Source organism: Azospirillum sp. ST 5-10 (assembly GCF_051225715.1).
Taxonomy (GTDB): domain Bacteria; phylum Pseudomonadota; class Alphaproteobacteria; order Azospirillales; family Azospirillaceae; genus Azospirillum.
This window is the reverse complement of record NZ_JBPJSP010000108.1, coordinates 1-643: the sequence shown is the minus strand read 5'-3', so window position 1 is coordinate 643 and position 643 is coordinate 1. Positions and strand designations below refer to the sequence as shown.

Here is a 643-nt window from a genome sequence, read left to right as displayed (position 1 = left end):
CAACGCCCGCCTGAACGGCGCAACCAGGGGGCAGATCCTCATGGCGCCAGGGGGGCAGTTCGGGATGTCGCTGGACACTGAGTCACGCCGCCATGGCGACGTGCTCGGTTTGAGCATAGTAGCGCGCCTCGGCCTCGGCGGGAGGAATGTTGCCGATGGGTTCGAGGAGACGGCGGTGGTTGAACCAGTCGACCCATTCCAGGGTGGCGAACTCGACGGCTTCCAGGGTGCGCCACGGTCCGCGGCGCCGGATCACTTCGGTCTTGTAGAGGCCGTTGATCGTCTCGGCCAAGGCGTTGTCGTAGGAGTCGCCGACGCTGCCCACGGAGGGTTCGACGCCAGCGTCGGTGAGACGCTCGGTGTACTTGATGGCAACGTATTGCGACCCGCGGTCGCTGTGGTGAATGAGGCCGCTGCCCTTGGCCGGCCGGCGCTCGTGCAGCGCCTGCTCCAGGGCATCCAGCACGAAGCCGGCATGGGCGGTGCGCGACACCCGCCAGCCGACGATCCGGCGGGCGAAGGTGTCGATGACGAAGGCCACGTAGACGAAGCCCTGCCACGTCGCGAGTGGAGTAGGAAGCGCTGAAGCGCTTCCCCTCCCCGAACCGTACGTGCACCTTTCAGTGCATACGGCTCTCCATTC

Annotated in this window: 1 pseudogene; it reads right to left on the bottom strand. The window is 66.6% G+C overall.

From position 1 onward, the window contains the following. Positions 1-82: 82 nt before the first annotated feature. A pseudogene (locus tag ACSBPG_RS32035) lies at positions 83-574 on the bottom strand (IS3 family transposase); the annotation flags it as partial. Positions 575-643: the final 69 nt, after the last annotated feature.